We start from the raw sequence: 25104 nt of genomic DNA, 5'->3' as shown, positions 1-25104 counted from the left end.
TCCCCCAAGTCCGCCGCCCCCCAGTCGGGCGCCGCCCCCGAGCTTCGCCTGTTGGATCGGCGCGCGTTCGTGGGCTTTCCGGCCTTGGAGGTGCAGCCCGGGCTGCGCATCTCCGACTTCGCGCTCCAGATTCCGGACGTCAGCTTCCCGTTCAACGTCAGCGCGGGCGCCACGCGCTACCAGCGCAAGAAGCTGCTCTTCGGCTTCCTGGAGCTGTCGGTCGACGCGGACCTCATCACGCGCAAGGTGGCGGAGCTGGCCGGGCGGCTGGCCGGTGTGGAGGAACTGCGGCTGCACTTCCGCCCCGGCTACCTGGAAGGCCAGGGGCGGCTGCCCGCGCCGGAGCGCACGCCGTTCACGTTCAAGATCGCCTTCGACGCGGACGGGGACCGGCTGGCCGTCTACGTCTACGACGTGCGCCTGTATGGCTTCTCCGCCACGCCGTCGGTGCAGTTGCCGGGGCTGCTGTCCGAGGCCGTGGGCGCGCTGGGGCTGCTGCCGGACGTGAAGGTGCGCGGCGCCACCGGCTTCTCCACCCGCGTGCTGCCCGCCCTGTGCGAGCGCGCCGCGCTGAGCCGGGGCTACAAGGTGCCCACGCTGGACACCGCGCGCCTGTCCGCCGCGGAGGTCTCCAGCACCGGCCTGCGGCTGCGCTTCGCCGCCGGAGGGCTGCCGCCGCCCGCCGCGCCGGACGAGGAGCTGATGCTGGCGCTGGAGGGCGCGCGGGCCTTCGCGGACGCGGAAGGACTCGTCGCGCAGGGGCGGCTCGCCGAGGCCCGGCAGGCCTACCTCCAGGCCGGGGACGCGCAGGACGCACACCCCTTCGCGGCTGAACGCCTGCTGGCGCTGCTGGTGGCGGATCCGCAGGCGCACGATCTGGCCCTGGACGTGGCGGCCACGCTCCTGCGTCGTCGTGACCGCAGCCCCGCGGCGCTGTGGGGCGAGGCCGTGGTGCGCGAGCGCCGGGGCGAGGGTGCCCGCGCGGCGGAGCGCTACCTGGCGCTGTGCGCGCTGGCCCGCCGCACGTCGGAAGAGGCCGCCGCGTTCTTCGCCGCCGAGGCCGCCGCGCGCTCCTCGCGCGACACCGCGCCCCAGGTGGCGGTGAAGGCGCTGCACGAGTTGCTGGGCCTCAAGCCGGACCACCTGCCGTCGCTCAAGGCCCTGGCGCGCGCGTCGGATCAGGCGCGGGACCGGGCGGGCGCGGTGCGGGCGTACCGGCGGCTCGCGGCCCTGGCGCGCGACCCGCTGGAGGCCGCGGACGCGCACGTGCACCTGGCCCGGCTGTGCGCGCAGACGGAGGACGACATCGCGGGGGCGCGGCTGCACTGCGAGGCCGCGCTGCGCCTGTCGCCGGATCAACCGGATGCGCTGCTGCTGCTGGGCGAGCTGTGCCACCGCGGCGGCGAGCACCTGCGCGCGCTGAAGGCGCTGGACCGGCTGCGCGAAGTGTCCATGGCACGCCATGAGCTGGACCGCGTGGGACAGGCGGACCTGCTCGCGGGCCGGGTGTGGGAAGAGGGCCTGAAGCAGCCGGAGAACGCGCTGCTGCGCTACCGCGAGGCGGTGTCGCTGCTGCCCGGAGAGCCCGAGCCGCTGTTCGCCTCCGCGCGCGTGGCCGAGGGGCTGGGGCGTCTGCAGGAGGCCCTGAGCGGCTACCAGCAGGCGCTGGAGCTGGCGGGTCCGGCACCGCGCTCGGAGGGCATCCGTCACGCCGCGCACGAGAGCCACCACGCGCTGGCGCGGCTGTCGCGCACGAAGCTGGGCGACCCGGCACGGGCTCGCGAGCACCTGGAGGCCGCGCTCGCGTTGGATCCGCGTGACGCGGTGGCGCTGGACGAGCTGATCCCGTACTTCCGCGTCACCGGCCGCTCGCAGGAGCTGGCCGAGGCGCTGGAGAAGGCCGCCGCCCTCAAGGAGGAGCCGAAGGCTCGCGCGGCGCTGTGGGCCGAGGCGGGCGAGCTGTACCGGGGCAAGCTCCAGCAGGCGGACAAGGCCGACAAGCTGCTCACGCTCGCGTTGGAGGCGGATGGCGACCACCGCCCCGCGCTGGAGTCGCTGCTCGCGCTGGCCGAGGCCCGTCGCGATGGCGCGCAGCTCACCCGCTGCCTCGCGGCGCTGGCGCGGCTGACGCAGGAGCCGAAGGAGCGCGCGCAGAAGTACCGCCGCCTCGCGGTGGCCGCGCGCGACCTGGCCTTCGACCTGGACCTCGCCGTGCACGCGTTGCAGGAGGTGCTGCGCGCGGAGCCGGATGACCTGCCCGCGCTGGGCGAGCTGTGCGCCCTTCAGCGCAAGCGCGCGGACCTGGCGGGGCTGGCGACCGCGCTGGAGGCCCGCGCGCGCGTGGCCGAGGCGCAGGGCGACAAGCGACTGGCGGCGGCGGCGCTGCGTGAACTCGCGGGCGTGCTGGAGGCGCGGCTGGGGCGGGTGGGCGACGCGCTGGTGGCGCTGGAGAAGGCGGCGCGGCTGGCCCCCGACGCGGCGGTGCTGCTGGACCTGGCGGACCTGAGCCTGCGCTGCGAGCGGCCGGAACATGCTCGGCGCGCGCTGGAGTCGCTGCTGGCCATGCTGCCGCGCACCGCGGCGCCGGAGAAGCTGGCGGACGTGCGCGCGCGGCTGGGCCGGGCGTGCGAGCTGCTGGGGGACCGCGAGGGCGCCATCGCCGCCTATGCGCAGGCCTTCCCGCTGCGCCGGCTGGACGACGTGCTCGCCACGCGGCTGGAGGCCCTCTACACGGAGGCCGGTGAGACGCAGGCGCTGGCGGAGCTGTGGGCCACGCGCGCGCAGGCGCTCGCGGGCGCTGACCGGGCGGAAGAGGCCGCGCCGCTGTTCCTCCAGAGCGCGCGTGCCCTGCTGGAGCGCGGGGAGAAGTCCGCCGCGCTGATGCGCCTGGCCTCCGCGCTGGAGGCGAGCCCGGAAGGGCCGCTGGCCGCCGAGGTGCTGGAGGCGCTGGCCGAGCTGGAGCTGGAGCGCGGCGAGAAGCTGGAGGCGGCGCGGCTGTACGCGCGGCGGGCCTCGCTGGTGCCGGACGCGCGAGCCGGCGCGAAGCTGCTCTTCCGCGCGTCGCTGCTGGCCGCGGGCACGAGCCGCGAGGAGGCCTTCCTCGCCGACGCGCTGGAGCGCGATGCGACCTTCGCCCCCGCGCGCATCCGCCGGGGCGAGCTGCGGCTGACGACGGATGCCCGCGCCGCGCTGGAGGACTTCGAGGCGGTGCTGGCCCTGCCGCCCGCCGACGCGGATGCACCGCGCGAGGCGGAGCGCGTGGCCCTCACGCGCAAGGCCGCCACCGCCGCCGTGCGCGCGAACCGCACGGACGCGGCCCGCCGCCTGCTCGCGGAGTTCTGCGCGCGGACGCCGGAGGACCTGGACGCGCGGCTGGAGCTGGCCGCGCTGCACCGCAAGGCCGGGGCGCGCGAGGCCCTGGCGGACCTGCTGGTGGAGCTGTGGCCGCGCCTCGCGGGAGACGCCCGCCGTCAGGCCCGCCGCGAGCTGGCCGAGCTGTGTCTGTCATTGGGCCGGGCGAGCGCCGCGGCGGACTCGCTGCGCAGCCTGCTGGCGGAGGAGTCGCAGGACGCGTGGGCGGCGCAGGCGCTGCTGGAGCTCCTGCCCCCGCCCGGGACGGGCACCGCGGAGGAAGAGGCCGAGCGGCTGGAGCTGCTGGGCACGCTGGTGTCCGCCGCGTCCGGAGAGGCCCGCGCCGAATTGCTCGCGCGCCGGGCCGCGCTGCACCGGAGCGCCGGTCGTGTCGGGGCCGCGCGGGATGACGGCGCGCAGGCCGCGAAGCTGTCGCGCAAGCCCGCGCCGCTGCTGTTGATGCTCGCGGAGCTGGCGCGCGAGGCGGCGGATGCGCCCGCGGAGCTGGATGCATGGCGCCGCGCCGTGGCCGCCGATGCCAGCCTGGGCGCCCGCGCCCGTGAGCGGCTGCTGGCCCTGGCCACCGTGCTGCTGGAGAAGGACGAGCGCGCCTCCGCGGGGGACGCCCTGCGCGCCGCCATCGCGCTGGAGCTGCCCGCCGACGCGCGGTGTGACGCCTTCTTCGCGCTCGCGGAGCTGGCCCGCCGTGAGGGCAAGCCCGCCGACGAGGCCGCCGCGCTCGCCGAAGCCGCGCGCCAGGGCCCCATCGCGCGCCGCGTGGAAGCGCTCCAGCTCCGCGCCGCGTTGCTGGAAGGGCAGGGCGACCTCGAGGCCGCCGCGCGCGACCTGGAAGCCGCGCTCCTCCTCGCGCCCCGTCATGAGGAAGTGACGCTCGCGTTGCAGCGCGTGCTGCGCGACCTGGAGGACTGGGCACGGCTCGCGGAGCTGCTCGCCGCCGAGGCCCCGCACGCCTCGCCCGCCGTCGCGGCGACGCTGTACGCGGAGCTCGCGAGCCTCTACCTCGACCGGCTGGGCCAGAGCGCGCCCGCCGAGGCCGCGCTGCGACAGGCGCTGCGGCTGACCCCGGCGGACGCGGCCGTGCGCCGTCGGCTGGTGTCGCTGGTGGCCGGGCGCGGCGAGCTGCTGGAGGCCGCGGGGCTGCTGGAGGCCGCGGCGGAAGACGCGGAGCCTGACGAGGCCGCGTCGCTGCTGCGAGAAGGCGTCACGTACGCGCGGCAGGCGCAGGAGCTGGACCGCGCCCTGACCCTCGCGCGGCGGGCGCATGCGCGGGTGCCGGCGCGGGGCGAGGACCTGTCCACGCTGGCGGAGCTGCTCTACCTGCGCGGCGCGGTGCGCGAGGCCCTGCCGCTGCAGGAGGCCCTGGTCGCGGCGGCGGACTTCCGCGCGGCCCCGGAGGCGGCGGAGGCCGTGTCCCTGCGGCTGGGCGAGCTGGCGGAGCAGGCCGGTGACGTGAAGCGCGCGGTGGCCGCGTACCGCCACCTGCTCACGGAGCGTCCGCTGAGCGAGCGCGCCGTCGAACGGCTCGCCGCGCTGCTGGAGAAGGACGACCCTCGCGGTGCCTTCGAGGTGCGCGTCGCCCACGCGCGCGTGCTGGCGCCCTCCGAGGCCACCGTCACGCGCCTGGTGTCGCTGGCGGAGCGCGCGCGCGAGGCGCTGGCGGACGCGGGCATCGCGGCGTCGCTGCTGTCGCACGCGGCGCAGATGGCGAAGGAGCCCCTGCCGCTGCGCCGTCGGCTGGCCGCGCTCTACCGGGAGACGGGCCGCTCGACGGAGCTGCTGGCCGAGTTGCAGCCGGTGGCCGCGCTCAGCCTCCAGGCCGGGGACGTGGACGCGGCGCTCGCGGCCTACGACGAAGAGGCCCGGCTCGCGGAGGTGTTGGGCCGCGCGGACGAAGCGCTGCGCTCGCTCGCCAATGCCCGCGACCTCCTCGCCTCCGAGGACCGTCGCGCGGAGGCCGCGGCCTGTGAGCGCCGCCGCGCGGAGCTGCTGCGCGACGTGAAGCTGGACCTGAACGCGGCGGAAGAATCCCTGGAGCGCGCCTTCGGGTTCGCCGAGGAGCTGGACACGGCCCGCCTGGGCGCGGCCCTGGCCGAGCGCCGCGACGACGCGTCCGCCGAAGCGCGGTGGTGGGAGCGCGCGCTGCCCCGGCTGACGGGCACGAAGCAGGGCGCGGCGGTGCTGCTGCGGCTCGCGCGCCTGAACCTGGGCGAGCTCGCGGACGCGCCGAAGGCCGAGGGCTTCCTGCGGCAGGCCCTGCGTCAGGACCGCGCGCTCGCGGAGGCCGAAGGCCTGCTCGCGGAGCTGCTGGAGCGCGACGGACGGCTCGCGGAGCTGGCCGCCTGGTACGAGGAGTGCGCGGAAGCCGAGACCGACGTCGACCGTCACGCGGCGTTGCTGTACCGGGCCGCCGTCCTCTACCGCGACCGCGCGAACAAGCCGGAGGCCGCCGCCGCCGCGCTCATCGCCGCGCGCGCCGCGAAGCCGGACGACCTGGAGCTGACCGCGCAGGCCGCGGAGCTGCTGCACCAGGTGCGCCGCCCCGCGGACGCCGCCGAGTTCGACGCCATCCTCCTGGAGGCCGACCCCTTCCGGGAGCCCATCTTCACGCGCCACCGCGCCTTCCTGGAGGAGACCGGGGAGCGGCAGGCCCTGGCCGAGCTGATGCTCCGCCGCGCCGAGCGCCAGCCGCCCGCCGAGGCCGCGGACAGCTACCTCGCCGCCGCGAGCGCCTTCCGCGACGGCGGCGCCCGCGAGCGCGCCATCCTGTGCGAGGACCGCGCGTTCGAGCTGGATCCCGCCAACGCCGAAGCCTTCGTGCACGTGCGCGAGCGCGCGGCCGGAGACGTGCGCCGGCTGGCGGACCTGCTGGGCCAGCGCGCCGAGGCCGTGTCGCCGTCGGAGGCGCTGCCCCTCTTGCGCGAGCGGGCCCAGCGCCTGCTGGACGCGGGCGAAGCCCTCAAGGCCGCCGAGGCCTTCGACGACTACTTGAGCCGCGCGGGCGGCGACGTGGATGCCCTCTGCGCGCGCGCCGAGCTCGCCGCCCAGGGCGGAGGCCCCGCCGCGGCGCAGCCTTATGACCGCCGCGTGCTCGCGCTGGGCGGAGACTCGCTGCCGGTGCCGGTGCTCGTGCGCACGTGGCTGCGGCTGGGCCATGCGTCGCTCGCCTCGGGCGCCTTCCACGACGCGGCGGACGCGTTCGAAGCGGTGGTGTCGCTGGAGCCGGAGGGCGCGCGCGGCGGTGAAGCGCTGTCGCTGCTCGCCGAAGTGCACTCGCGCACGGGCAACGGCCCCGGGCTGTACCGGGCCTCGCTGCAGCTCGCGCGTCGGGCCCAGGACTCCGCGACGGAGGAGGTGCTGCTGCGCCGCGCGGCGGACCTCTTCGATGATCCGCGCGAGGCCATCGACGCGCTGGTGCCCCTGGCCCGGCTGCGCCCCGCGGACGCGCACATCATCGACCGCGCGGTGAAGGGCCTGCACGCCCTGGGCCGTCACGGCGACCTGCTGGGCATCTACGAGGTCGGCGCGGAGGCCGCGGGAGGCGCGCGCGCCGCGGAGCTGCTGCTCGCCGCCGCGTCCGTGGCGAACGACTCGCTGTCGGACGCGGACACGGCCTGGGCGCTCACGCAGCGCGCGGCGGAAGCGGATCCGGAGAACCCGGCCGCCCTGCGCGCCCTGGTGGAAGGGCTGCGCACGCGCAAGTTGTCGGAGGCCCTGCTCGCCGCGCTGGAGCGGCTGGTCCCCCGCACGGACGACGCGGACGAAGCCGCCGTGCTCCGTCTGGAATTGGCCGGGCTCGCACGCGACGCGGGCCGCGAGGACGCCGCCCGCGAAGCACTGGAAGCCGTGGTGGCGCGCGGTCCCTCCGGGGCCGGCTATGCCGATGCGCTGGAAGCGCTGGAGCCGCTGCTGGGTGAAGCCCACGCGCGCCGCGCCGAGGTGCGGGTGGCCCGCGCGGAGCTCGTGTCGGGTGAGCCGCGGGTGTCACTGCTGGTGGCCGCTGCCCGCGCCTTCGAGAAGGCGGGCCTGCTGGAAGAGGCGCTGAAGGCCGCGAAGGCCGCCGTCGACACCGAACCGGACCTGCGCGCGGCGCTGCTGGTCGCGCACCTGCACCGGGCCTCGGGAGACGCGCCCCGCGCGGCCCGCGCGCTGTTGCAGGCCGCGCGCCTGGCCGCGCCCGAGGAGCGCCCGCCACTCCTGCTGGAGGCCGCGGGCCTCTGGGAGAAGGCCGGCGACATGGGCGAAGCGCTGGAGGTCATCGAGCGCATCGCCACCGACGCGCCGGACATGCTCTCCCCGGGGGAGCTGGCCGAGCGCTTCGCCCGCCTGGGCGCCTTCGCGCGCGCCCTGGACGTGGGCTTCACGCCCGCCATGGCCGCGGGCGAGTACACCGACGCGCTGGCCATGGCCGCGCAGGCCGGCGACGTACCCCGCACGCGCGTGGCCCTCTGGGCCCTGGTCGCGATGCCGGACGCGGACCCCGCCCACGCGGGCGCCCTCGCGGACGGTCTGCGCGAGGACTCCGAGTGGGAAGGCCTGCTGGAGCTGGCCGCCCTGTCCTACGAGCGCGACGCGGCCTTCGCCGTGGCCCTGCGCGACGAGGTGCTGCGCGCCCGTCCGGCTCCGGCCATCGCGCGCCTCCGCGCCCTGGACGAGCTGGGCGCGGATCCAGGCCTCGCCGCGAGGCTGATGCTGCTGCTGCCGGAGCTGGGTCTGGAGCCCGAGCCGCTGGCCGAAGCGGTGCTTGCCCGCGTGCGCGCGCTGCCCGCGCCCGCGCGCCTGCAATCGCTGGCCTTCGCCGCGGACGGCTGGCCCGCGCGCCGCGAGGAGCTGCTGCGCGAGCGCTACGCCCTGGAGCTCGAGCACGGCCAGCTGGAGTCCGCGGAGCGCACGCTGGCGCTGCTCGCGCAGGACACCGCCGACGTGAAGGCGCGCGCGCTGCTGCACCTGGAGCGCGGTGAGCTGTTGCAGGGCCCCCTGGCGCAGCCCGCCGAGGCGCGCGAGGCCTTCGAGGAAGCTCTCTCCGACGACCCGGACAGCCTCGCCGCCGTGCGGTCGCTGCTCGCGCTGGTGGAGGAGGCGCGCGAGGCCCCGGCGTTCCTCGCGCTGGCGGACACCCTGGCGAAGCTCGCCGGCCCCGACGCGTGGACGCCATACCGCGAGCGGCTGGCGGACGCCTACGAGGTCCAGGAGCGCTACGCGGAAGCCGCCACGCAGCTGGAGCAGCTCCCGGACACGGACGAGCGGCTCGCCCGCCGGGTGCGCTTCGCCGAGGCGCGCGGAATGGTGGGCGAAGCGCTGCGGCTGCGCGAGCGCCTCACGCACGAACCCGCGGAGCTGGAAGTCATCCTGCGCGGCTACCTGGACGCGCAGCTCGTGGGCCCCGCGGTGCGCCTGACGGAGCGACTGGCGGACGGAAGCCACCTCACGCCGGAGCTGACGCGCTGGGTGACGGAGCGCCTGTCTCCGTCGCCGGATGGCGCCGCGCTCGCGGTGCGCTTCTGGCCGGCGCTCCTGCGCCAGAAGTGGCCGGACGTGGACGGCTGGACGCTGTACGCGGAAGCGCTGCGCGCCCTGGGCCGCGCGGAGGCCGCCGAGCGCACGGATGGCATTGGCGCCGCGCTCGTCTCCAGCGACGCCCCCGCGCCGCGCGCCTCCGTGTCCGCGCTGGTCCGCGCCCCGCGGACCTTCCAGCACCCGGAGCCGGATGGCCTCGTACCTGTGACGGGCGAGAGCCTGTCGCGTCTGCACGTCGCGCTGAGGCCGGTGCTCGCTTCGCTGGGCGCGGAGTCGGTGCGCCTGTCCGTCGACCCCCGGGGCGGCGTGGAGGCGTACCTCACGTCACCGGACGCGCTGGTGCTGGGCGCGGGCGCGCTGGGGTGCTTCGGCGCGGTGGAGCTGGGCTGGCTGTGCGCGCTGGCGCTGGCGCTGGGTGACGCGGGCGTGCAGCTCACCCGTCCCGGCACGGTGCTGGCGTGGGAGGCCGCGGCGGTGGCGGCCTGGCGCGCGATGCCGGCGTCGCTGGCGGCGGGCCGCGTGCTGGCGCAGCTGGACGCGGACTCGCGCGGCGGCGACCCGACGGGCGTGGAGGTGGGCGCGGTGCTCGCGCGCAGTGAAGCCTTCCGTCAACTGGCCCTGGCCTCGCTGGACGTCTAACCTCGGGGACGACATGCACCTGAAGCGACTCGCACTGGCGCTCTTCCCCGCGGCGGCCCTGGCCGTGGCGGCGGGTTGTTTCTCCGACCCCGTGTACCCGGGCAACCAGGTGCTGGGCTCGTTCCGCTTCCAGGCGAAGCTGGACGCGGCGCGCACCACCTGCGACGCGGGCTCGCGCGACTTCGCGCAGCTGGACGACGCGGGCGTCTTCTATTTCGAGGGCACCTTCTCGCGCGACACCGACGCGGGCACGGGCTTCCTCACCGTGCTGGGCTTCACGCGCGACGCCGGCTACACCGGCCAGAGCGTCAGCTCCACCCACCGCGCCACCGCGCCCCGCGCCTCGTGCGGCACCGGCTGCGAGGACTCCGAAATCGAGGAGGCGCTGAACGTCATGCTGCTGAGCGACAGCCAGGCGCGCAACGTGGCGCGCGACTGCTCGCGCCTGGATGGCGGCGTCCCCGAGGGCGACATCCCGGCTCCCACGGAGAACGGCTACGACGTGTCGCTCGCGTGCGGCACGCTCACGGACGTCTTCCTGCCGGGCAAGGGTGCGACCTGCAACTGCCAGCCGAAGACCTGCACCACCGTCTACAAAGTGAGCGGCGACCGGCAGGACTGAAGCCCCCGGGGTGCCGCCCCGTCGTGTAACGTGCGCCGCCCCGAAGTGGAGGATGGCATGGCGAAGCGTGCGGTGGTGCTCCTGTCCGGCGGACTGGATTCGACGACCTGTCTGGCGATGGCGAAGGCGGACGGCTTCGAGCCGGTGTGCCTGTCCATCGCCTACGGCCAGCGCCACGCGGTGGAGCTGGAGCGCGCGCGCAAGGTGGCGCAGGTCATGGGCGTGCGCGACGTGCGCGTGGTGACGGTGGACCTGCGGCAGGTGGGCGGCTCGGCCCTCACCGACGACATCCCGGTGCCCAAGGACCGCACCGAGGACGCCATGTCCCACGACGTCCCCATCACCTACGTGCCCGCGCGCAACGCGCTGTTCCTCTCGCTGGCGCTGGGGCTCGCGGAGGTGGTGGGCGCCACGGACCTCTACATCGGCGTCAACGCGGTGGACTACAGCGGCTACCCCGACTGCCGCCCGGAGTTCATCCGCTCCTTCGAGGCGATGGCCCAACTGGCCACCAAGGCGGGCGTGGAGGGCGCGCGCTTCCAGGTGCACGCGCCGCTCTCCGGGCTCACCAAGGCGCAGATCATCCAGGCCGGCGTGAAGCTGGGCGTGGACTACGGGATGACGCACTCCTGCTACGACCCGGATCCCCAGGGCCGCGCCTGTGGCCGCTGTGACAGCTGCCTGCTGCGCGCCAAGGGCTTCCAGGAAGCCGGCGTGGCGGATCCCACGACGTACATGGAAGGGGTGCGTTGATGCGGACGACGACGGGACTCGCGCTGACCCTGGCGCTGCTGGGGAGCGCTCCGGCCCTGGCCGAGGACGCGAAGCCGACTCCGAAGCCGAAGGCCGCCGCCGCGCCCAAGGTGGAGCTGGTGGACGCGACCACCGTCATCCCGGACCTGATGCTGGACCTGCGCTACGCGACGAAGGACAACTTCCTCAAGCGCCAGGTGTACCCGGACGGCGCGCGGTGTCTGTTGTTGCCGGACTCGGTGAAGCGCCTGAAGCAGGCCGCGGACGTGCTGCGCCCCCAGGGCTACCGGCTGAAGGTCTACGACTGCTACCGCCCGCGCGCGGTGCAGTACGAGATGTGGAAGATATTGCCCAAGCCCGGCTACGTGGCGGACCCGCGCAAGGGCTCCAACCACAACCGGGGCGGCGCGGTGGACCTGACGCTGGCGACGGCCGACGGGGGCGAGGTGGAGATGCCCACCGCCTTCGACGACTTCACCCCTTCCGCGCACCACGGCTTCAAGGGCGGCACCCCCGCCTCGCGCGAGCACCGCGAGGTGCTGCGGCAGGCGATGGAGGGCGCGGGCTTCCAGCGCAACAAGATGGAGTGGTGGCATTACGACCTGCCCGGCGCTACGAAATTGCCGGTGCTGGACGTGCCCTTTATCCCGGCGAACTGACGCCTGGTCGGCCGCCAGCCCAGTGGTTTCGCGCGGTTGCGTCATGGACTGCGCGTAGGTGGGCGCGCGCACGCGGTGCCTGCTATTCCTGGCGCCCATGAGGCAAACGCTCGCGGCAGGCCTGGAAAACACGCTCCTCTCCCCGTCCTCCCGTTCGGAGATCGCGCCCACCCTCGCGCCAGGGGCCGTGACCTCCAGTCGCCGGAACACGGTGCTGCCCCGGGTGGAATGGACGGGCGCGCAGCCCAGCGTGGTGCCCCTGCAACGCGAGCGCTTCGAGGAGGTGCGGCCGCTGGGCCAGGGCGGCATGGGCGAGGTCGTGCTCATCCGCGACCACGACATCGAGCGGGAGGTGGCGCTCAAGCGGCTGCCGCCGGGCGCGGACCTGGACCGGGTGCTGCGCTTCGTGGAGGAGATCCGCACCGTGGGCACGCTGGACCACCCGAACATCGTGCCGGTGCACGACGTGGGCGTGGATGAGCAGGGCCGCTACTTCTTCATGATGAAGCACCTGCAGGGCGAGACGCTGGAGTCCATCATCGCCCGCCTGCGCGCCGCGGACCTGAACGCGCTCGTGCGCTATCCGTTCCAGGTGCGGGTGCAGATCTTCATGGGCGTGCTGCATGCGCTGTCGTACGCGCACGGCAAGGGCTTCATCCACCGCGACCTCAAGCCCGCGAACATCATGGTCGGGCCCTTCGGTGAAGTGACCGTGCTGGACTGGGGCCTCGCGCGCAAGGTGGGCGCCGCCGCTTCCACGCCGGCCTCCCCCGGAGGCGCCACGTCGTCGGAGCTCCAGCAGGCCCGGCCGCTCCACACGGAGCTGGGCTCCGTGGTGGGCACGCCGCTCTACATGTCCCCGGAGCAGGCGCGCGGCGAGCACGACACGATGGACGCGCGCAGCGACATCTACAGCCTGTCCGTGCTCTTCCACGAGCTGCTCGGCCTGACGCACTACCTGGAGGGGCTCACGTCGGTGCCGGAGATCATGAAGGGCGTGCAGACCCGCGAGCTCACCCTGGCCCCCATGCACCTCAACAGCCCGCAGGGCCCGGTGCCCGCGGAGCTGCTGTGGTTCGTGGCGAAGGGGATGAGCAAGGACCCCGCGCAGCGCTACACGTCGGCGGACGACATGCTGCTCCAGTTGCAGGCCGCTCAGGAGGGCCGCATCCACGTGCAGTGCCAGCGCACGTTCCTGAAGAAGACCTTCCACCAGGGCCTGCGCGCCGCGGACCGCAACCCCATGGCCATCACGATGGCCGCGGTGGTGGGCGCGGGGCTGGTGATCGCGTCCGCGGTGCACCTGGGCATGTCGTTCTTCGCGACGATGCTGCACTGACGTCCCGCGGCTTCCAGGAGGCGCACCCGAAGCCGCGCGCGATGTGATGGACTGGCGGCGTGCAACGTCCCCGCCGCCCACTCATGGCCGTCCTCTTCATCTTCGGAATGCTGTACTTCGCGCTGTGCGCGCTCGCCTTCGCCGCGCAGGGCGCCCTCATCTATCCCGCGCCCCACACCGCGCCCGAGTCGCTCCGGCAACGTCCCGGCTTCGGCCGGGTGCCGCTGGCGGCGGGGCTCCAGGTAGACACCTTCTACCTGCCCGCGCCGCCGGGAGCGCCCACGGTGGTGCACTTCCACGGCAACGGCGAGCACCTCCTGTCGCAGGTGGGGCTGGGCCAGGGGCTGGGGGACGCGGGCCTGGGCTTCCTCGCCGTGGAGTACCCGGGCTACGGCGCGTCGCCGGGCAGCCCTTCGGAGGCGGGCCTGTACGCGGCCGGCGAGGCGGCGCTCCAGTTCCTGCGCGAGCAGGGCGTGAAGCCGGAGCAGGTGGTGCTCAGCGGGCGCAGCCTGGGCACGGGCGTCGCGGTGGAGCTGGCGCGGCGCGGGTACGGCGCCCGCATGGTGCTGGTGGCGCCGTACACGTCCATGGTGGCCATGGGCCAGCGTGCCGTGCCCTTCCTGCCCGCCTCGGTGCTGATGCGCGACCGCTACGACTCGCTGGCCAAGGCCCCCTCCATCCCCATCCCGGTGCTCGTCATCCACGGCGAACAGGACACCGTCATCCCGGTGGAGATGGGCCGCACGCTGGGTCAGCGCTTCCCGAACGCCAAGGTGGTGACGGTGCCCGGCGCGGGCCACAACGACGTGCTGGAGGGCAACGACCAGAAGGAGTTCGCGCGCCTGGCCACGTTCGCGCTCGAAGGCCCCTGAGCCGGCCCGCCGGCGCATGACGTCCCGCGTCGCGTTCCCTTGCGCCTACCCGCGAGCCCCGGATTATGCTGTGTGTCATCAACGCGATGTTTCATCGCGTCCTGCTTCCCCCGAGGGATGGATGAGCGTCAACCCGGCCCCCGCCGCCACCCTGTCCGAAGCCGCCCGTGAAATCGTCGAAGTGGGGCGCTTCCTCAGCGTGCGCAACTTCGTGCCCGCCACCAGCGGCAACTTCTCCCGCCGGCTGGATGCCCGCACGGCCGCCGTCACGCGCTCCGGCGTGGACAAGGGCGAGCTCGTGGAGGCGGACGTGCTGGTGGCGGACATCCACGCGCCACCGCCGAAGGGCTCGTCGGCGGAGACGCCGCTGCACCTGCAGCTGTACCGCGACCGGCCGGAGGCCCAGGCGGTGCTGCACACGCACTCCGTGGTGGCCGCGCTGCTGTCGAACCTGAAGCTGCCGGAGGGCGAGCTGGTCCTCCAGGACTTCGAGTTGCTCAAGGCGCTGGGCGACACCCGCACGCACGAGGCGGCGGTGTCGATTCCCATCTTCCCCAACGACCAGGACATCCCCCGGCTGGCGACGAAGGTGACGGCGCTGCTGGAGAAGCGGACGGACCTGGTGGCGTATCTGATTGCCGGCCACGGGCTGTACACCTGGGGCCGGAGCATGGCCGAGGCGCGCCGCCACGTGGTGGCGCTGGAACACCTGCTGACGTACGAACTCGAGAAGATGAAGGTGCGGCGATGAGCTACCTGACGGTCTACAAGGAACACCACCCGGCGGAGCCGCTGGGCGTCTTCACCGAACCCAAGGACATCGGCCGGGAGCTCGCGCCCATCGGCGTGCGCTTCGAGCGCGTGGACGCGTCCGTGGCGCTGCCCGAAGGGGCGGGGCAGGACGAGGTGCTCGCGGCCTACCAGCACGTGGTGGACGCGGAGAAGAAGGCCCACGGCTACAACACCGTGGACGTGGTGCGCATCAAGCCGGACGCGCCCAACGTGGTGCAGGCGCGCCAGAAGTTCCTCTCCGAGCACACCCACACGGAGGACGAGTCGCGCATCATGGTGGAGGGCAGCGGCTGCTTCTACCTGCACGCCCAGGACAAGGTCTTCCAGGTGGTGTGCACGCGCGGCGACCTCATCAGCGTGCCGGAGGGCATGAAGCACTGGTTCGACATGGGCCCCGCGCCCCTGTTCGCCGCCATCCGCTTCTTCATCCGTCCGGACGGCTGGGTGGGCAACTTCACCGGCGAAACCATCGCCGACCGCTTCCCGAAGTACGAGCCGTGAGCGGCCCCGTCGCCGTCGTCACCGACATCGAGGGCACCACCAGCTCCATCGCCTTCGTGAAGGACGTGCTCTTCCCCTTCGCCCGCAAGCACCTGGTGGAGTACGTCGCGACGCACGGGGAGGAGCCCACCGTGCGCCAGTGCCTGTCCGACGCCCGCACGCTCGCGGGCGAGCCCTCGCTGGACGACGTGGGCACGGTGGCGCTGCTCCAGCGCTGGCTGGACGAGGACCGCAAGGCCACGCCGCTCAAGACGCTCCAGGGCCTCATCTGGGCGGACGGCTACGCGAGAGGCGAAATCAAGGGCCACGTGCACGCGGACGCGGCCCGGGCGCTGCGCGCGTGGCACGCGCGGGGCCTCCGGCTGTATGTCTATTCCTCCGGCAGCGTGGCCGCGCAGAAGCTGATTTTTGGCTACAGCGTGGAGGGGGACCTGACGCCGCTGTTCTCCGGCTACTTCGACACCACCACCGGCCCCAAGGTGGAGGCCGCGTCGTATACGAAGATTGCCCAGGCGCTGGAGCTGCCGCCGGGCGACATCCTGTTCCTGTCGGACAACGTGGCGGAGCTGGAGGCGGCCAGACAGGCGGGGCTCTTCACGGCCTGCCTGGACCGGGGCGAGGTGGCCATCCCGCCGGGCCACGGACACCCGACGTTCCACGACTTCACGACGCTCGACCCGTTCGCGCTCGTGTCCTGAGTTCGCTTCCGCAGTCCCCCTTCCGGAGTCTCCACCATGTCGAGTTCCAACCCGCCCGTGCTGGGCATCATCGGCGGCAGCGGCCTGTATCAGATTGACGGTCTCACGGAGGTGTCGTGGCGCCGGGTGGCGTCACCGTTCGGGGAGACGTCGGACGAGTTCTGCTTCGGGCGCATTGGCGACCAGCAGGTGGTGTTCCTGCCGCGCCACGGGCGGGGGCACCGCATCCCGCCGTCGGAGCTCAACTTCCGGGCGAACATCGACGCGTTGAAGCGCAGCGGCGTGACGGACATCCTGTCCATCTCCGCGGTGGGCAGCCTGCGCGAGGACCTGCCGCCGGGCACCTTCGTGGTGGTGGACCAGTTCGTGGACCGCACCTTCTCCCGGGTGAAGAGCTTCTTCTCCACGGGGCTGGTGGCGCACGTGTCCATGGCGAAGCCGGTGTGCTCGCGCCTGGGCGACGCGGTGATGTCGGCGTGCGAGGGCCTGGACATCAAGGTCGTGCGCGGCGGCACGTACCTGGTGATGGAGGGCCCGCAGTTCTCCACGCTGGCGGAGAGCAAGCTGTACCGGCAGTGGGGCTGTGATGTGATTGGCATGACGAACATGCCGGAGGCCAAGCTCGCCCGTGAAGCGGAGATCTGCTACGCGAGCGTGTCGATGGTCACGGACTTCGACTGCTGGCATCCGGACCACGACGCGGTGACGGTGGACCAGGTGGTGGCGGTGCTGCTGGGCAACGCGGGCAAGGCGCGCGGGCTGGTGAAGAACGTGGCGCCGCTCGTGAACAGCCACGGCAGCCCGTGCCGCAGCGGCTGCCAGAACGCGCTGGACCACGCCATCATGACCGCTCCGGAAGTGCGCGACCCGGCCCTGGTGGAGAAGCTCTCCGCAGTGGCGGGCCGCGTCCTCAAGCGCTGAACAGGGAGACACGGCGATGAAAGTCCAAGGCGAGCCGATGCGCTCCATCTGGGTCGAGTCCGACGGCTGGTCCGTGGGCGTCATCGACCAGACGCGCCTGCCGCATGCGTTCGTGAAGGTGAAGCTGCGGACGGCGGATGAGGCGGGCCACGCCATCCGCAGCATGCTGGTGCGAGGCGCGCCGCTGATTGGCGCCACGGCTGCGTACGGCGTGTGTCTGGCCATGCGCGAGGACGCGTCCGACGCCGCGCTGGAGCGGGCGCTGACGATGCTCCGGGCCACCCGGCCCACGGCGGTGAACCTGCACTGGGCGCTGGATGGGATGCGACACGCGCTGACGCCGCTCAAGCCGTCGGAGCGGGTGGCGGCGGCGTACCAGCACGCGGCGGCGCTGTGCGACGAGGACGTGGCCATCAACCGGGCCATTGGCGAGCACGGGCTGAAGCTCTTCCAGGAGGCGTGGGACAAGAAGGGCCGCAAGGGGCGGCTCAACGTGCTCACGCACTGCAACGCCGGGTGGCTGGCGACGGTGGACTGGGGCACGGCGCTGGCGCCCATGTACCTGGCGCACGACGCGGGCCTGCCGGTGCACATCTGGGTGGATGAGACGCGGCCCCGCAACCAGGGCGCGGTGCTGACGGCGTGGGAGCTGGGCCAGCACGGTGTTCCGCACACCGTCATCGCGGACAATGTGGGCGGCCACCTGATGCAGCACGGGGACGTGGACCTGTGCATCGTGGGGACGGATCGCACGACGGCGCATGGCGACGTGGCGAACAAGATTGGCACCTACCTGAAGGCGCTCGCGGCGAAGGACAACGGCGTGCCGTTCTACGTCGCGCTGCCGTCGCCCACGGTGGACTGGACCATCCAGGACGGCGTGAAGCAGATCCCCATCGAGCAGCGCGAGGGCACGGAGCTCAGCGACGTCACGGGCCGGCTGCCGTCGGGGGACATCGCCACGGTGCGCATCACGCCGCCGGGGAGCGTGGCCGCGAACTACGCGTTCGACGTGACGCCCGCGCGGCTCGTCACGGCGCTCATCACCGAGCGGGGCGTGTGTCCGGCGACGGAGGAGGGGCTGCTGTCGCTCTTCCCGGAGCGGCGCGCGGGGCGGAGCCTGACGAAGTGAGGGAGCCGTTGGGAGGACAGCAGGCGCTGCGCGAGGCGATGGTGGCCACCGCGCGGCGGATGAACACCTCCGGGCTGAACCAGGGCACGTCGGGCAACCTGAGCCAGCGGGTGGAGGGGGGCTTCCTCCTCACGCCCTCGGGGATGAACTACGAGACGATGACGCCGGAGGACCTGGTCCTCATGCGCTTCGACGGCACGCACGACGGCCATCGCAAGCCGTCGTCGGAGTGGCAGCTGCACCGGGACGTCCTGGCCGCGCGTCCGGAGGTGGGCGCGGTGGTGCATGCGCACAGCATGTTCAGCACGACGCTGGCGTGCCTGCGCCGGGGCATCCCGGCCTTCCACTACATGATCTCCGCGGCGGGCGGCACGGACGTGAGGTGCGCGGAGTACGCGACCTTCGGCACCCCGGAGCTGGCGCGGCACATGATGGTGGCGCTGGAGGGCCGCAAGGCGTGCCTGCTCGCGAACCATGGGCTGGTGGCCCTGGGCGCGGACCTGCCGGCGGCCTACAAGCTGGCGGTGGAGGTGGAGACGCTGGCGGCCATGTACTGGCGCGCGCTCCAGGTGGGGGAGCCCGTGCTGCTGGACGACGCGGAGATGGCGCGCGTGTTCGAACAATTCAGGGGTTACGGGCAGTAGGTGCCCTTCCCGCCTCTTGCGGTGGGATTGCTGCATGATTCTCCCGGTCCCTGGCTCTCCTGGGGATGGTGGTCCGTCCTGGGCCCCCGTCGGTCCCGGAGGAGGAGCATGCGGTGGATTCTCGGATGGGTGCTGGTGCTGGCCCTGGGCTGCGCCGCGAGAATGCCCGGAGGGGAGTCGTCGGAGGCACGGCTGGACGAGGCCCGGGAGGCCTATGCCCGGGCAGTGTCACTGTACGAAGAGGGCCGGTACGCCGAGGCCCTGACGCTGAGCGAGCGCGCGCTCGCGCTGCGGGAGTCGGTGCTCGGAGGCACGCATCCGGAGGTCGCCCACTGTCTGCACCTGCTCGGGGAACTGTACCGGCTCCAGGGGGACTTCGACCGGGCCGGGACTCTCCTGGAGCGCGCGCTCGTCATCCGGGAGACGGTGGTCGACCACGACACCCTGGGGTCCGAAACCGCGGCCAGGCTCCTTGCCTTCTCCTCCTCTCCGGAGATGGAACTGGACCGTCATGCCGGAGCCTTCTACGGGCACCGGCACGCGCTCGGCCGGCGGCAGAGTCTGTACGGCAAGGACCGGCGGCTCCCTTCGGATGCGCTCGCCAGCCGGGAGGTGGCCCTCAGCGAGAACCAGTCCGCCCTCTCCAATTCGATCAACAGCCTCGCCAACCTCTACCAGGAGCGCGGGTTGTACAGCCGGGCGGAGCCGCTCTACGTGCGCGCGCTCACCCTCCGGGAGACGGTCCTCGGCAAGAACCATCCCGAGGTCGCCGACTCCCTCAACAACCTCGCCCTGCTCTACCGGGAGCAGGGGTTGTTCAGCCGGGCGGAGCCGCTCTACGTGCGCGCGCTCGCGCTCCGGGAGGCGGCGCTCGGCAAGGCGCACCCGGACCTCGCGGATTCGCTCAACAACCTCGCCACGCTCTACCAGGACCAGGGGCAGTACGGCCGGGCGGAGCCGCTCTACGTGCGCGCGCTCGCGCTCCGGGAATCGGCGCTGGGCAGGAACCACCCGGACGTCGCCGAGTCCCTCAACAGCCTCGCCAATCTCTATCAGGAGCAGGGGGTGTACGACCGGGCGGAGCCGCTCTACGCGCGCGCCATCGCCCTCCAGGAAGCGGCCCCTGACGGGAACCGGGCGGACCTCGCCGCTTCGCTCAACAACCTGGCCAGCCTCTACCTCGCGCGGGGGATGCACCGCCGGGCGGAGCCGCTCTACGTGCGCGCGCTCGCGCTCTGGGAGGAGACGCTCGGCGAGCACCATCCCCATGTCGCGGCCCTGCTCAACAACCTCGCCACGCTCTACCGGGACCAGGGGCAGTACGACCGGGCGGAGCCGCTCTACGCGCGCGCCCTCGTGCTGTGGGAGGAGAGCCTTGGCCAGAACCATCCCGACGTGGCCGGTCTGCTCAGCAACCTCGCCACCCTCCACCGGGAGCAGGGGCGGTATGAGCGGGCCGAGCCGCTCTACGAGCGCGCGCTCGCCATCCGGGAAGCGGCGTTGGGCAAGGACCATCCGGGGCTCGCCGCTTCGCTCAACAACCTGGCCTTCCTCCGGCTGGCCCAGCATCGCCTGGACGCGGCCATGCCGTTGCTCACGCGCGCCTTCGCCGTGTCCGAGCAGCGCCTGCGCAAGGAGGCGCTCGACTTCTCCGAGTCGCGCCTGGCCAGCTTCCTCCAGCTCCTGCGCGCCGACGAGGAGCGCCTCTACGCGCTGCTGCGCGCGCATCCGGACTCCGCCGACGTGCGACGCCTCGCCTTGAGCGCGGCGCTGCTCCTCAAGGGCCGCTCCGTCGAGGAGACCGCCGACATCTCCCGGGCCGTCTACCGGAGCCTGGGCGCGGAGGAGCGCGGCACCTTTGATCAGCTGCGAACCCTGCGCACCCAGCTGGCCAGCCTGTCGCTCCAGGGACCCGGCGCGCTGCCGCTGAAGGCCTACCGGCAGCGGCTCCAGGCCCTCGCGGCGCAGGGCGACGCGCTCGAAGCCACCCTCGCCAGACGCTCCGCGCCCCTGCGCGCGCTGGCCGCGCTGCCGTCTCCCGCGGACATCGTCGACCGTGTCGCCCAGGCCCTGCCCGCGGATGGGGCGCTCGTGGAGTTCATCACCTACGAGGATCGCCCTCTCGTGCCCGGGCCCGGCACCCCCGGGCCGCAGCTCCGCTGTCTGGCCCTGGTGCTCCTGCCCGACGCGAGCATCCGCACCCTCGACCTGGGACCGGCGGGGTCCATCGAAGCGGCCGCCTCGCGCATGAGGGACGCCCTGGCCCGCCGTGATGCCGCCTTCCAGCCCGAGGCCGAGGCGCTCTACCGGCTCGCGTTCAAGCCCCTGCTGCCCCTGCTGGGCGCGGCCCAGCGCCTCTTCATCTCACCGGACGGTCAGCTGGCCCTGGTGCCCTTCGCCGCCCTCCACGACGGCCACCAGTTCCTCGTCGACACCCACGACTTCACCTACCTCACCTCCGGCAAGGACCTGCTGCCCCGTCAGCAGCAGACCCTCCCGGCGTCCTCCGTGGTCGTCCTCGCGGATCCGGCCTTCAACGCCACGCCCGTGGCCCCCATGAAGGCGGAGCGCATGGGGCCCGAGCGCTCCGTCTCGCCGGCGCTCGAGGGTCAGGTGCCCCGGGACTGGAACCTGGCCCCCCTGCCGGGCTCCCGCCAGGAGGCCGAGGCCATCCAGCGGCTGATCCCCCAGGCCCAGCTCTTCCTGGGGCAGGAGGCGACGCGGGATCGGCTGCTGCACATGCCCACCCCCGGCATCCTCCATCTGGCCACGCACGGCTTCTTCCTGGAGGACGCCGTCGCTCCCGAGCGCTCCCGCGCCCTCGCGAAGTTTGGCGCGCTGGGCGAGGACCCGCTCGCGCAGCCGCCTCCGGATCCGCTGCTGCGCTCCGGCCTGCTGTTCGCGGGGGCCAACGCACGGAAGCCCCAGGCTACGCCCAGCGCTTCGTCCGGCAGCGCGCTGGTGACGGCGCTGGAGCTGGCCGGACTGGACCTGTGGGGCACCCAGCTGGTGGTCCTGTCCGCGTGCGACACCGGCCGGGGAGACGTCCGGCGGGGGCAGGGCGTCTACGGGCTGCGCCGGGCCTTCCTCGTGGCGGGAGCGGAGACGGTGGTGATGAGCCTGTGGAAGGTGGATGACGCGACGACCCGCGTGCTCATGGAGACCTACTACCGCCACCTGCTGGCGGGCCTGGGCCCGGCCACGGCGCTGCGCGAGGCGATGCGCGAGGTGCGCAGCGAGTACCCGCATCCCCACTACTGGGCGCCCTTCATCGCCATGGGGCGGGACGCGCCCCTGCGGCTGCTCGCGCCTTCCCCGTAGCCCGCGTGCTGCTCAAGCGCCGCGCAGCGTGAGCAGCGTGACTTCCGGCGGCACGCCGATGCGGAAGGGCAGCCAGTGCCCGGTGCCGCCGGAGACGTAGAGGTGGCTGTCGCGGAAGCGGTAGCGGCCCAGCATGTGCTTGAAGGCGAAGCCGAACAGCGGAATCCCGAGGAAGGCCACCTGTCCGCCGTGGGTGTGGCCGGAGAGCGTGAGGCGGGCGCCGCGCTCGGCGGCGTAGGAGAAGAAGTCCGGGTGGTGGGAGAGGCAGAGGACGAAGTCGTCCGGGTGGCCACCCTGGAAGGACGCCTCCGCGGACTCCTTCATGCGCGTGTCGCGCACGCGGTGGCTGCGGCCGGACATGGGGTAGTCCACGCCCACCACGCGGATGCGCTGGCCCTCGTGTTCCAGCACCTGGGTTTCGTCCACGAGCAGGCGGACCGGCGCGCCGCGACGGGCCAGCGCCTCATAGCCGCCGAGCACCTCCTCGAGCCCGCGCCAGTGCTCGTGGTTGCCGAGGATGGCGAGCATGCCGTGGCGGGCGGTGGTCGCGGCGAGGGCAGCCATGGTGTCGTCGAGCTGGTTCACGTCGTCGATGAGGTCGCCCGTCATGACCTGGAGGTCCACGCCGGCCGCGTTCATCGCGTCCACGGCGCCGCGCAGGTACTCGGGGCTGATGAAGGGGCCCACGTGGACGTCGGTGATCTGCCCGATGCGGAAGCCCTCGAGCGCGGCGGGGAGGCCGCGCAGCTTCACCTCCACCTCGCGTACGGTGAAGCCCAGGCTGCCGCCCGCAACGCCCACGGAGCTCGCGCCCACGGCGAGCACGGGCATGGCCTGGCCGGCCTTCATCAGCAGGCCCCGGCGCTCCAGGTTCACGGGAGGGGGAGCGCCCTGGCGGCGGCGTTCGCCCCACCGCGACATCCCGAGCAACGGCAGGCCGAGCAGCATCACCAGCAGCGCGGCGATGCTCCAGGTGACGGCGAACAGCTTCACGGGCACGAGGGGCGCGGGCGTGTGGTGGAGGCCGTAGCCCGTGAGCACGGGCACGAGCCAGGCCGCGAACGACAGCCCCATCAGGCCCAGCAGCACGCCATGGCGCCACCCGCGCATGGCGCCGGGCCACAACCTGCGCAGCACGAGGTACGCGCCCAGGTAGACGAACAGCAGGACCAGGAGCCTTCCCATCGTTTCGGCGCTCTCCGTGTGAGGAGGCCCGAGGATAACGGAGCCCCTGACCGCGCGCTGGACCACCGACATCGCGCCCGCTCGCCTGAGTCACGCGCACCACGACTGGCGCGTGAAGCATGGAATAACGGGAAGGAAGCTCAAGGTCGGAGGCGGCATGCGCGGGTGGTGGCTGTGGGTGCTCTTGCTGGCGGGGTGTGCGTCGGCGCCCATGACGCAGGCGTTCTCACCCACGCAGGAGTGGGAGGGGACGGACGAGTCACGGGAGTGCGAGGACCGCGACGAGGACCAGTGCCTCGCGCCCGTGTGCGAGGACGACGTCTGCGCGCTGTTCCGGTGCGAGGACCTGGCGCCGAACCGCGTGGTGCGCACGCGAGGCGCCACGGCGGCGGTGCCGGTGTTCGTGGCGCCCGGCAGCGGGCCTCAGCGGACGTGGGGCAGTGCCCAGGGCCTGCCGGGCGACGCGGTGCCCATCATGGTGTTCCGCTGGCACCCGCGCGAGAAGCTGCCGAGCGAGTTACGACGCCAGAAGGCGAAGGAGGAGTGGGCGAAGCGGCCGAAGGAGCGACACCACATGTTTCCACAGGCGTTCAAGGCGCACTTTGAACGCAAGAACATCAACATCCACAAGTACGTCCTGTTGGTCGATGCAGAGGTTCACGCGCGGATCCATCGCGGTGCGAGCGGCGGGCCCTGGAACAAGGACTGGAAGGCCTTCATTGACGACGAGGGCTTGAATGCGAGCGTGCCACGTCATTTCGAACATGCGTCCTGGATGATCCAGAAGTATGGGCTCTTCGGACTGACGATGACGTACTGGCAACAGGTGGACCTCATGCCCATCCCCTTCGAGGACTGAGACATGCGCTACTTCGAAATTCGTGGCCCACCTCGAGACTCTGAACCGCAGTGGAGCGGAGAGTATCGGACGCGCCACCGATGGGGCCTGTCAGGGGTCGAGTGTCCCCGGTATGGCGTCTGGGCAGGAATGGACGCGTTTCCATCGGTGGAGCTGTCGGGTGAAGCAGCATCAACGCTCGCAGAGCAGCGATGGCCGACGTCCCTCAAGGAATACAACCGGCTGGTGGCGCTGGTGCGACCGTTTGTTCCCCTCGAGCTTCCTGTCAGGGCAGGCGCTTCGTTCGGGCCCATGGTCGGCACAGCGAGAGGCAAGTTCGGTCCCATCACCTGCGATCCACCCTGGGAAGTGGTCCTCCGTGAGGACGCGGTCGAGCTGCTCAAGTCCGAAGGTCTGACCGGCATCATCGCGGTCCGGATGGAGCTCAAGTCCCGTCGAAGCAACATGCCCGCGCTCTACGAGTTGGAGAAGCGGCCGCTGGCGAAGCTGCACCCTGACTGCATCGGGGAATGGAAGACACCCGCGTGCACCCTCTGCGGTAGCCCGGAGTCATTCGCCCTGCCGCCCAAGCGCTGGTTGCTGCGCTCCTCCATCCCCGAAGGGCTCGACGTCTTCGGCATTGAAGGCGCGAACCCGTGCGTCGTGAGCGAGCGCTTCGTCGAAGTCGTGCAGCGGCTGGGCCCCGCGGACGTGATCTACCGGGAACTTCCCGCGCAATAGCCCGTCACATCCCCCCACCCGGGCTCGCGAGCCTCAGGTGTGAGTGCAGCGTCTCCGCCCGCAGGTAGAGGAACTGCGCGTCCCCGAACGACAGCGCATCGCCGTCCGTGAGCAGCCGCACCTCGCCCTCGCCCAGCGCCGCCGCGTTCAGCCAGGTGCCGTTCATGGAGCCCAGGTCCTGCACCGAGCAGGTCCCCTGCGCCGCGTGCCAGCGCAGCACCGCGTGCTGCTTCGACACCGACGGCTCGTGCACCATCAACGCACAGCCCTCCATGCGCCCCACCTTCAGCTCCTGCCCGTCCCACTCCGGCCCCAGGAAGTGCACCTCCAGGGCGTCGAACCCCTGGAGCATCACCAGGAGCCGGTCCACCAGCCTTGAGCGGTGCGCCATGCCCACCGTGCGCGCCTCCGCCAGCCTCAGCGCCACTTGCCGGAACACCGGCTCCGGCGGCTGTTGGATGAGCACCACCGGTCCAGATGCTTGCAGGAACGCCTGTACGGGCGCGTAGGCGAACGGGCGGAGCTGTTGGACGGAGGGCATCACCCCCCTACCGTACCCCC

Annotated in this window: 17 protein-coding genes; 15 read left to right on the top strand and 2 right to left on the bottom strand. The window is 73.0% G+C overall.

What is annotated here, in order from left to right:
• Positions 1-51: 51 nt before the first annotated feature.
• The 13 genes from D7V93_RS09205 (at position 52) to D7V93_RS09145 (ending at position 21779) form a co-directional block, all read left to right on the top strand.
• On the top strand, positions 52-9525 hold the full coding sequence (locus tag D7V93_RS09205) for a tetratricopeptide repeat protein (protein WP_244237198.1): 9474 nt from the start codon (positions 52-54) through the stop codon (positions 9523-9525).
• Positions 9526-9538: 13 nt separating this feature from the next.
• Positions 9539-10147: a hypothetical protein gene (locus D7V93_RS09200; RefSeq protein ID WP_120643026.1), complete on the top strand. Its 609-nt coding sequence runs from the start codon at positions 9539-9541 to the stop codon at positions 10145-10147.
• Between the two features lie 57 nt (positions 10148-10204).
• Positions 10205-10900 (top strand): 7-cyano-7-deazaguanine synthase QueC, encoded by a 696-nt coding sequence (queC, locus tag D7V93_RS09195; protein ID WP_120643030.1) that lies wholly within the window; start codon positions 10205-10207, stop codon positions 10898-10900.
• Positions 10900-11559: a D-alanyl-D-alanine dipeptidase gene (ddpX, locus tag D7V93_RS09190; RefSeq protein ID WP_208722962.1), complete on the top strand. Its 660-nt coding sequence runs from the start codon at positions 10900-10902 to the stop codon at positions 11557-11559. The genes queC and ddpX overlap by 1 nt, the downstream gene beginning before the upstream one ends.
• A gap of 97 nt (positions 11560-11656) precedes the next feature.
• Entirely contained in the window at positions 11657-12898 is a 1242-nt protein-coding gene (locus D7V93_RS09185; protein ID WP_120643028.1) for a serine/threonine-protein kinase, read from the top strand.
• Positions 12899-12957: 59 nt separating this feature from the next.
• Positions 12958-13770 carry an alpha/beta hydrolase gene (locus D7V93_RS09180; protein ID WP_244237197.1) on the top strand — a complete coding sequence of 271 codons (813 nt, stop codon included), beginning with the start codon at positions 12958-12960 and terminating at the stop codon, positions 13768-13770.
• Between the two features lie 121 nt (positions 13771-13891).
• Complete coding sequence (locus tag D7V93_RS09175) at positions 13892-14521, top strand: methylthioribulose 1-phosphate dehydratase (RefSeq protein WP_120613980.1); 630 nt, start codon at positions 13892-13894, stop codon at positions 14519-14521.
• Entirely contained in the window at positions 14518-15063 is a 546-nt protein-coding gene (locus tag D7V93_RS09170; RefSeq protein WP_120643024.1) for a 1,2-dihydroxy-3-keto-5-methylthiopentene dioxygenase, read from the top strand. Before D7V93_RS09175 ends, D7V93_RS09170 begins: the two co-directional genes overlap by 4 nt.
• Complete coding sequence (mtnC, locus tag D7V93_RS09165) at positions 15060-15761, top strand: acireductone synthase (protein WP_120643023.1); 702 nt, start codon at positions 15060-15062, stop codon at positions 15759-15761. The genes D7V93_RS09170 and mtnC overlap by 4 nt, the downstream gene beginning before the upstream one ends.
• A 36-nt stretch (positions 15762-15797) precedes the next feature.
• Positions 15798-16682, top strand: coding sequence for an S-methyl-5'-thioadenosine phosphorylase (locus D7V93_RS09160; protein ID WP_120643022.1), 885 nt, complete (start codon positions 15798-15800; stop codon positions 16680-16682).
• Positions 16683-16698: 16 nt separating this feature from the next.
• The gene (gene mtnA / locus D7V93_RS09155; protein ID WP_120643021.1) at positions 16699-17814 is read left to right on the top strand and encodes an S-methyl-5-thioribose-1-phosphate isomerase; all 1116 of its coding nucleotides are present in this window, start codon (positions 16699-16701) and stop codon (positions 17812-17814) included.
• Between the two features lie 38 nt (positions 17815-17852).
• A complete protein-coding gene (locus D7V93_RS09150; RefSeq protein ID WP_120643027.1) occupies positions 17853-18458 on the top strand; it encodes a class II aldolase/adducin family protein in 606 nt (201 codons plus the stop codon).
• A 108-nt stretch (positions 18459-18566) separates the two neighbouring features.
• Entirely contained in the window at positions 18567-21779 is a 3213-nt protein-coding gene (locus tag D7V93_RS09145; RefSeq protein WP_120643020.1) for a CHAT domain-containing tetratricopeptide repeat protein, read from the top strand.
• A gap of 12 nt (positions 21780-21791) precedes the next feature.
• Here the strand turns inward: D7V93_RS09145 and D7V93_RS09140 are convergent, their stop codons facing one another.
• Positions 21792-22964: a metallophosphoesterase gene (locus D7V93_RS09140; RefSeq protein ID WP_120643019.1), complete on the bottom strand. Its 1173-nt coding sequence runs from the start codon at positions 22962-22964 to the stop codon at positions 21792-21794.
• Between the two features lie 157 nt (positions 22965-23121).
• On the opposite strand from D7V93_RS09140, the gene sitA6 reads away from it, so the two are divergent.
• Together sitA6 and sitI6 are read left to right on the top strand one after the other, a co-directional pair.
• Positions 23122-23823: a SitA6 family polymorphic toxin lipoprotein gene (gene sitA6 / locus D7V93_RS09135; protein ID WP_120643018.1), complete on the top strand. Its 702-nt coding sequence runs from the start codon at positions 23122-23124 to the stop codon at positions 23821-23823.
• Positions 23824-23826: 3 nt separating this feature from the next.
• Positions 23827-24543, top strand: coding sequence for a SitI6 family double-CXXCG motif immunity protein (sitI6, locus tag D7V93_RS09130; RefSeq protein WP_120643017.1), 717 nt, complete (start codon positions 23827-23829; stop codon positions 24541-24543).
• Between the two features lie 4 nt (positions 24544-24547).
• Here the strand turns inward: sitI6 and D7V93_RS09125 are convergent, their stop codons facing one another.
• Complete coding sequence (locus tag D7V93_RS09125; protein ID WP_120643016.1) at positions 24548-25084, bottom strand: FHA domain-containing protein; 537 nt, start codon at positions 25082-25084, stop codon at positions 24548-24550.
• Between the last annotated feature and the right edge of the window lie 20 nt (positions 25085-25104).

This window comes from Corallococcus llansteffanensis, assembly GCF_003612055.1.
Lineage (GTDB): Bacteria > Myxococcota > Myxococcia > Myxococcales > Myxococcaceae > Corallococcus > Corallococcus llansteffanensis.
This window is presented reverse-complemented; position numbering and strand designations above follow the sequence as displayed.